Genomic DNA, 6,634 nt, shown 5'->3' with positions numbered 1-6,634 from the left:
GCCAGCGGTTTGCGCCCCTTCGCGAGCGCCACCGCGCCGGTCATGCTCGCCTGTGCCAGCGCGACCTCCTGCGCGCCTTCGGCGAGGGCGGCGTCGGCGGCCGCGGCGATGATCGCGTGGTAGCGCGCCGGGTCGCCGCCACGGAACGCCGCCCAGGCGCCGGGCACGAGCCGCACCTCCACGACCGCACCGTTGCGCGCTGCCGCTTCCTCGAAGATCGCGCGGGTCGGCTCCACCGTCGTCTCGACCGCGCAGAGGACGACGACGCGACCGCCGCCCCTGGTCGCCGTCTCCGCCAGCGCCGCATCCACGCGCAGCACCGGCACCTTCGCGACCGCGAGCGCGGCACCCGGACCCACCGTGGAGCAGGTGAGCAGCACCGCGTCCACGCCGGGCGTCGCCAACGCTTCCAGCGCGCGCGCGGTGCGCGCCGCGATCTCCTCGGTCAGCCCGCCCGCGGCCTCGGCGTCCTTCAGCAGGTCCTCGCGCAGCGTGTGCGTGAGCGTGACGCCCGGCGGGCACGCAGCGTCGAAGACGGCGAGGTTGCCGGCGGCAGTGTGGAGGCAGGCGATGGTCGGCATGGCGCGCTCCCGATCGAGGGTTGACCAAGCCTAGACCTGTCCGCGCGGGCGCGTCAGCCGGCCCCGCCGCGGGTTCACGGCTGCGGGAAACGGCGGATTTCCGCCTTCTCCCGGCGGAGCGGCCTGCGTATCGCTCCGCGGCATGCCCCACAACTCGCCAGCAAGCGAGGCGCCAGACGCCTCGGTGGTCACGCGCCGTTTCGTTCCGGAGGCCGGCGCCGAGCTGGTCGCGGCCGCGGCGCTTGCGCTCGCCGTCGCCGCCGCGCTGCTGCGGCCGTTCGAATACGACGAGGCCTACAGCATCTTCCTCACCCACGGCGTCGCGCGCCCGCCCTGGCCGGAGGGCGTCTTCACCAAGGCGGACATCGCCGACTATTTCGAGCGGCCCGGCCCGCTCGGCGGCATCGCGGAGGATCTGCGGCGCACCGACGTCCATCCGCCGCTCTACTTCTGGGCGCTCGGGCTCTGGCGGCACGTGGTGGAAGGCGGCTTCGTCGAGGCGCGGCTGTTCTCCGTGCTCGCCACAGCCGCGATGCTGGCGGGCCTCTGGCGCCTCGTGCGGCTCGCGGAGGCGCCGCCGATGGCGGGCTTCGCCATCCCGGCCCTCGCCTTCGCCACGGTGCACAGCGGCGCCACGGCACGCGGCTATGCGCTGGCGCTGGCGCTGCTCGTCTGGGGCACGTGGTTCCTCTGCCGCGATGTCGCGCGCGGTGGCGGCGCGGCCCGCATCCTCCCCGCGCTCGCGGGTGGGGCGCTGCTGGGTGCGGCGATCCTCACCGGCTTCCTCGCGGCCCTGCCCGCGGCCGGCGCGATCGGTGTGTTCGGACTGATGGCGCTGCAGCGAGGCCGCTGGGCGCCCGCCCTCGCCGCGCCGCTCGGCGCCGCGCCCTTCGTCGCCTACGCCGCCACCTTCCACCTGGCGCAGGACCGCCGCGACTGGCAGTTCCCGTCCTTCGACTTCGACGCTGCGCTGTTCCGCTCCGCCGAGATGACGGCCGCCGCCTTCTTCGGCGCGACGCCACTGCATTTCGGGCAGGTCGGGCGGCTTGCCGCCACGGCGGCGATCGCCGCGGTGATGCTGGCCGTCGGGCTGGTCGCGCTGTGGCGCGCCCCGGCGCTGCTGAGCCATCCGGTGCGGCGCATCCTCCTCGGTGCGGGTGTGGCCGTGCCGCTCGGCCTGATCCTGCTCGGGGTGCTGCATGCACGCATCCCGATCGAGTACCGCTATCTCGGCTTCGCGGTGCCGTTCCTTGGCATCGTCGCGGCCTGCGCGCTCCGCGATCTGGCGTCGCGCGCGCCACGCTCGGCGCAGGCGCTGCTCGGCAGCGTGCTCGCGCTGCAGCTTGCCGGCATCGCCGCCCTGCCCTTCAGCGAGGCGACACGGCAGCTCACGCGCCCGGCGATGGCGGCAGCGACACGGGAAGCGACGCCGGAGGCGATCATCCTCGTCCCGAACGGCGCCGACGGCGTCGGATTGGTCGGCGCGCTGCTGGGCGAGGCGCCGGAGCACAGGCCGCTTCGCCTGCTGCGGCCCGGCGAGGCGCCCCGGCTGCTGAAGGATGTCGCCGATGCCCAGCGTCTGGTGCTGGTGCGACTGGCCGACGGGACAGGGGAGCAGGCGATCGAGGAGGCGCGCTCGACGCTCGAGGCGGCGGGCTGGACCAGCCGCACGCCGGGCCTCCACGGCGGCACGGCGGGGCGACGGGCGAGCGCGCCGGACGCCACGGACCGCAGGAAGCCTGAGGAGGAGGACCTCGCCGAGGTGCTGCTGCCCCCGGCGAGGTAGGATCCCGCGGCGCGCTGCGGCGCCGCGGGGAAAGGCGTCAGTTCCGCGCCTTGTCGACCAGCTGGTTCTTCTTGATCCACGGCATCATCGCGCGGAGCTTCTCGCCGACCTCCTCGATCGGGTGCTCCGCGAGGCGGCGGCGCGTGGCCTTGAAGCTTGCCTGGTTCACCTTGTTCTCGAGCATCCAGTCGCGCGCGAAGCGGCCGGACTGGATGTCCTCCAGCACCTTCTTCATCTCGGCCTTCGTCTCGGCCGTGATGATCCGCGGGCCGGTGACGTACTCGCCGTATTCCGCGGTGTTGGAGATCGAGTAGTTCATGTTCGCGATGCCGCCCTCGTAGATCAGGTCCACGATCAGCTTCACCTCGTGCAGGCACTCGAAATAGGCCATCTCGGGCGCGTAGCCGGCCTCGACCAGCGTCTCGAAGCCTGCCTTGATCAGCTCGACGAGACCGCCGCAGAGCACGACCTGCTCGCCGAAGAGGTCGGTCTCGCACTCCTCCTTGAAGGTCGTCTCGATGATGCCCGAGCGCCCGCCACCCACGGCCGAGGCATAGGACAGCGCGATCTCGAGCGCGTTGCCCGAGGGGTTCTGGTGCACGGCCACCAGGCACGGCACGCCGCCGCCCTTCTGGTATTCGCCGCGCACGGTGTGGCCGGGGCCCTTCGGCGCGATCATGAAGACGTCGATGTCGGCGCGCGGCTCGATCAGGTTGAAGTGCACGTTGAGGCCGTGGGCGAAGGCGATGGCCGAGCCGGGGCGCAGGTTCTCGTGCAGATGGTCGCGGTAGAGGTCGCCCTGCAGCTCGTCGGGCGTCAGCACCATCGTGACATCGGCCCACTTCGCGGCCTCGGCCGGCGTCATGACCTTGAAGCCCGCGGCCTCGGCCTTCTTCCAGGACCCGCCGGGACGCAGCCCGATGACGATGTCCTTGACGCCGCTGTCGCGCATGTTCTGCGCATGGGCATGGCCCTGGCTGCCGAAGCCGATGACGGCGACCTTCTTGGCCTTGATCAGGTTCACATCCGCATCGCGGTCGTAATACACGCGCATCTCGCGCACTCCCTTCTAGGAACTCGGAAAAGCTGGTTCAGGCGGTGAGGCCGGTGGCCCCGCGCAGCATGGCGACCGCGCCGGTGCGGCTGACCTCCGCAAGCCCGATGGGCCGCATCAGCGCGCAGAAGGCGTCGATCTTGTCGGCATTGCCGGTCATCTCGAAGACGAAGCTCTCGGTCGTCGCGTCCACGACGCGCGCGCGGAAGGCATCCGCCAGCCGCAGCGCCTCCACCCTATGCTCGCCGCGCCCGACCACCTTGATCAGCGCCAGCTCGCGCGTCAGGTGCGCGCCCTCCATCGTCAGGTCGGAGACCTTGTGCACGGGCACGAGGCGATCGAGCTGCGCCTTGATCTGCTCGATCACCATCTCCGTCCCCGTGGTGACGATGGTGATGCGCGAGATGCGGCGCGTCTCGTCCACCGCGGCGACGGTCAGGCTCTCGATGTTGTAGCCGCGGCCGGAGAACAGGCCGATGACGCGCGCGAGCACGCCGGCCTCGTTCTCCACCAGCACCGCGATCGTCGCGGCGCGCATGTTGTTGTCGGTCGGGTCGGGCATGGATCTCGGTCCGGAACAGGCAGGATCATGCGGGCCGCCTCGCGGCCCGCGACGAAAGACGACGCGGCGATGTCAGACGAGGACCTTGCCCTCGTCCGTCACGCCCGCGACGCCGCCCTCCTGCCCCGGGCCGAGGATCATCTCGTTGTGCGCGGCACCCGAGGGGATCATCGGGAAGCAGTTTTCCTTCTGGTCCACGCAGATGTCGGCGATCACCGGCCGGTCGATCGCGATCATCTCGCGGATCACGCGGTCGAGGTCGTCCGCGCTCGTCGCGCGCAGGCCGACGCCGTGGAAGCTCTCGGCGAGCTTCACGAAGTCGGGCAGCGCCGCCGAGTAGCTCTCGGAATAGCGGCCGCCATGCAGCAGCTCCTGCCACTGGCGGACCATGCCCATGTACTCGTTGTTCAGGATGAAGACCTTCACCGGCAGGCGGTACTGCGCGAGCGTCGACATCTCCTGGATGTTCATCAGGATCGAGGCCTCGCCGGCGATGTCGATCACCAGCGCGTCGGGGTGCGCGATCTGCACGCCCATCGCGGCTGGCAGGCCGTAGCCCATGGTGCCGAGCCCGCCCGAGGTCATCCAGCGGTTCGGCTTGTCGAAGCCGAAATACTGCGCGGCCCACATCTGATGCTGGCCGACCTCCGTCGTGATGAAGGTCTCCTTGCCGAGTTCCTGCGTGATCTCGAACAGGCGCTTCACCGCGTGCTGCGGCTTGATGATGCTGCCCTTCTGGACGTAGCGCAGGCAGTCCTTCGCGCGCCACGCGTCGATCTGGCGCCACCAGGCGGCCAGCGCCTCGCGGTCCGGCTGCGCGGCGTCGTCCTTCCAGGCCGCGATCAGCGCGGCCAGGATGCGCCCCGCATCACCCACGATCGGCACGTCCACCTTGACGTTCTTGTTGATCGAGGACGGGTCGATGTCGCAGTGGATCTTCTTCGAGCCCGGCGAGAAGTGGCTGAGCTTGCCGGTCACCCGGTCGTCGAAGCGCGCGCCGATGTTCAGCATGACGTCGCAGCCATGCATGGCGAGGTTCGCCTCGTAGGTGCCGTGCATCCCCAGCATGCCGACGAACTGCGGATCGGAGGCCGGATAGGCGCCGAGGCCCATCAGCGTGTTCGTGCAGGGGAAGCCCGTCATGCGCACGAAGTCGGTGAGCAGGCGCGAGGCCTCGGGCCCCGCATTGATCACGCCGCCGCCGGCATAGACGATCGGCTTCTTCGCGGCCTTGAGCAGCGCCACCGCCTTGCGGATCTGCGCCATGTCGGGCTCGACCTGCGGGCGGTAGGAACGGTGCGGCTGGTCGGCCGGCGGCGCCTCCTGATACGGCGCCTTGTTGATCAGGATGTCCTTCGGCAGGTCGATGACGACCGGGCCGGGGCGGCCGCTGCGCGCGACATGGAAGGCCTCGTGCACCACGCGGGCGAGGTCGGCGGACTTCTTGACCAGGTAGTTGTGCTTCGTCGCCGGCCGCGTGATGCCGGTGGTGTCGGCTTCCTGGAAGGCGTCGTTGCCGATCAGATGCGTCGGAACCTGGCCGGTCAGGCAGACGATCGGGATGCTGTCCATCAGCGCATCCACCAGGCCCGTCACCGCATTGGTGGCGCCGGGGCCCGAGGTGACGAGCACGCAGCCCACCTTGCCGGTGGAGCGCGCATAGCCTTCCGCCGCATGCACCGCGGCCTGCTCGTGCCGCACCAGGATGTGGCGGATCGCGTTCTGCTGGAACAGCGCGTCGTAGATCGGAAGTACCGCGCCGCCCGGATAGCCGAAGATGACCTCTACGCCCTGGTCCTTCAGCGCGCGGAGGACGACCTCGGCGCCCGACATGGTCAGGGCGGCGGCGTCAGCGTGCTGGGTGGCGGACATGAGCGGAGGTCTTTTCCTGCGCGCAACCTTGTTGCGCAAAGCGTCGCCCGCCGGGCCCATCCCTGGCGGGGCGGGCACCCCTACACGCCGCACCGCAGCACGTCAACGTGACTCTTCAACGAAAGCTGCGCAATATTCTAACAAACTTTCCGAATATTGCGTCGCATCTTCCCATCTGGACGCAATCATTCTCGATTGCGCCGCTGGCGCCAGCGCATGGTGGCGGAACCAGGTCGCCTGCCGCTTCGTGTACTGCCCGGTGTTCAGGATCGCCCGCTCCGACGCCGCCGCCAGCGTCATCCGCCCGGCGAGATGCGCCAGCAGTTCCGGCACGCCATGCGCCCGCATCGCCGGCAGCGCCGGATCGAGGCCGAGGGCGCCAAGCGCCCGCACCTCCTCGAGCGCCCCGCCCGCCAGCATCGCCTCCCACCGCGCCGCGATCGCCGCGCGCAGCCGGTCGCGGGGCGGGTCGAGCAGGATGGCCGCGAAGCGCCAGGGCGCCGGGCCGGTGCCGCCTTCGCGCTGCCACGCCTTCAGCCCCCGTCCCGTGCCGGTCGCCACCTCATAGGCACGCGCCAGGCGCTGGCTGTCGGAGGGGCGCAGCGTCGCCGCCGTCTCCGGATCCAGCACCGCCAGCCGCGCATGCAGCGCGGCCGGGCCTTCCTCCGCCAGCAGGCGCCGCGCTTCCTCCCGCGCCGGCGCCGGCACCGGCGGCACCTCGGCCAGCCCCTCGACCAGCGCGGCGAAATACATTCCTGTCCCGGCGCAGAGGATCGGCA

The 6,634-nt window shown here is 71.0% G+C and carries 6 protein-coding genes; 1 reads left to right on the top strand and 5 read right to left on the bottom strand.

The genetic code is table 11. From position 1 onward, the window contains the following. A partial coding sequence (locus L2I40_RS16605) for an aspartate/glutamate racemase family protein (protein WP_237216309.1) occupies positions 1 to 581 on the bottom strand: 581 nt, incomplete at its 3' end. A 142-nt stretch (positions 582 to 723) separates the two neighbouring features. Here L2I40_RS16605 and L2I40_RS16600 point away from each other — a divergent pair. Then, positions 724 to 2,367 (top strand): glycosyltransferase family 39 protein, encoded by a 1,644-nt coding sequence (locus L2I40_RS16600; RefSeq protein WP_237216308.1) that lies wholly within the window; start codon positions 724 to 726, stop codon positions 2,365 to 2,367. 37 nt (positions 2,368 to 2,404) lie between these two features. Here L2I40_RS16600 and ilvC read toward each other — a convergent pair whose 3' ends face one another. From ilvC to L2I40_RS16580, 4 genes are all read right to left on the bottom strand, one after another. Continuing rightward, complete coding sequence (ilvC, locus tag L2I40_RS16595; RefSeq protein WP_237216310.1) at positions 2,405 to 3,421, bottom strand: ketol-acid reductoisomerase; 1,017 nt, start codon at positions 3,419 to 3,421, stop codon at positions 2,405 to 2,407. Positions 3,422 to 3,458: 37 nt separating this feature from the next. Then, positions 3,459 to 3,983, bottom strand: coding sequence for an acetolactate synthase small subunit (gene ilvN / locus L2I40_RS16590; RefSeq protein ID WP_237216307.1), 525 nt, complete (start codon positions 3,981 to 3,983; stop codon positions 3,459 to 3,461). A gap of 72 nt (positions 3,984 to 4,055) precedes the next feature. Further along, positions 4,056 to 5,855 carry an acetolactate synthase 3 large subunit gene (locus L2I40_RS16585; RefSeq protein ID WP_237216306.1) on the bottom strand — a complete coding sequence of 600 codons (1,800 nt, stop codon included), beginning with the start codon at positions 5,853 to 5,855 and terminating at the stop codon, positions 4,056 to 4,058. Positions 5,856 to 5,957: 102 nt separating this feature from the next. Next, positions 5,958 to 6,634 (bottom strand): tRNA (adenosine(37)-N6)-dimethylallyltransferase (locus L2I40_RS16580; protein ID WP_237216305.1); only part of this gene is annotated, 677 nt, incomplete at its 5' end.

The organism is Falsiroseomonas oryziterrae, assembly GCF_021864505.1.
Lineage (GTDB): Bacteria > Pseudomonadota > Alphaproteobacteria > Acetobacterales > Acetobacteraceae > Falsiroseomonas > Falsiroseomonas oryziterrae.
The sequence above is the reverse complement of the archived record's forward strand: the minus strand, read 5'-3'. Positions and strand labels throughout refer to the sequence as shown.

Excerpts from the sequence above, each read along its gene's own strand:
- L2I40_RS16600 (WP_237216308.1), top strand. The coding sequence starts at position 724 with ATGCCCCACAACTCGCCAGCAAGCGAGGCGCCAGACGCCTCGGTGGTC.
- ilvC (WP_237216310.1), bottom strand. The coding sequence starts at position 3,421 with ATGCGCGTGTATTACGACCGCGATGCGGATGTGAACCTGATCAAGGCC.
- ilvN (WP_237216307.1), bottom strand. The coding sequence starts at position 3,983 with ATGCCCGACCCGACCGACAACAACATGCGCGCCGCGACGATCGCGGTG.
- L2I40_RS16585 (WP_237216306.1), bottom strand. The coding sequence starts at position 5,855 with ATGTCCGCCACCCAGCACGCTGACGCCGCCGCCCTGACCATGTCGGGC.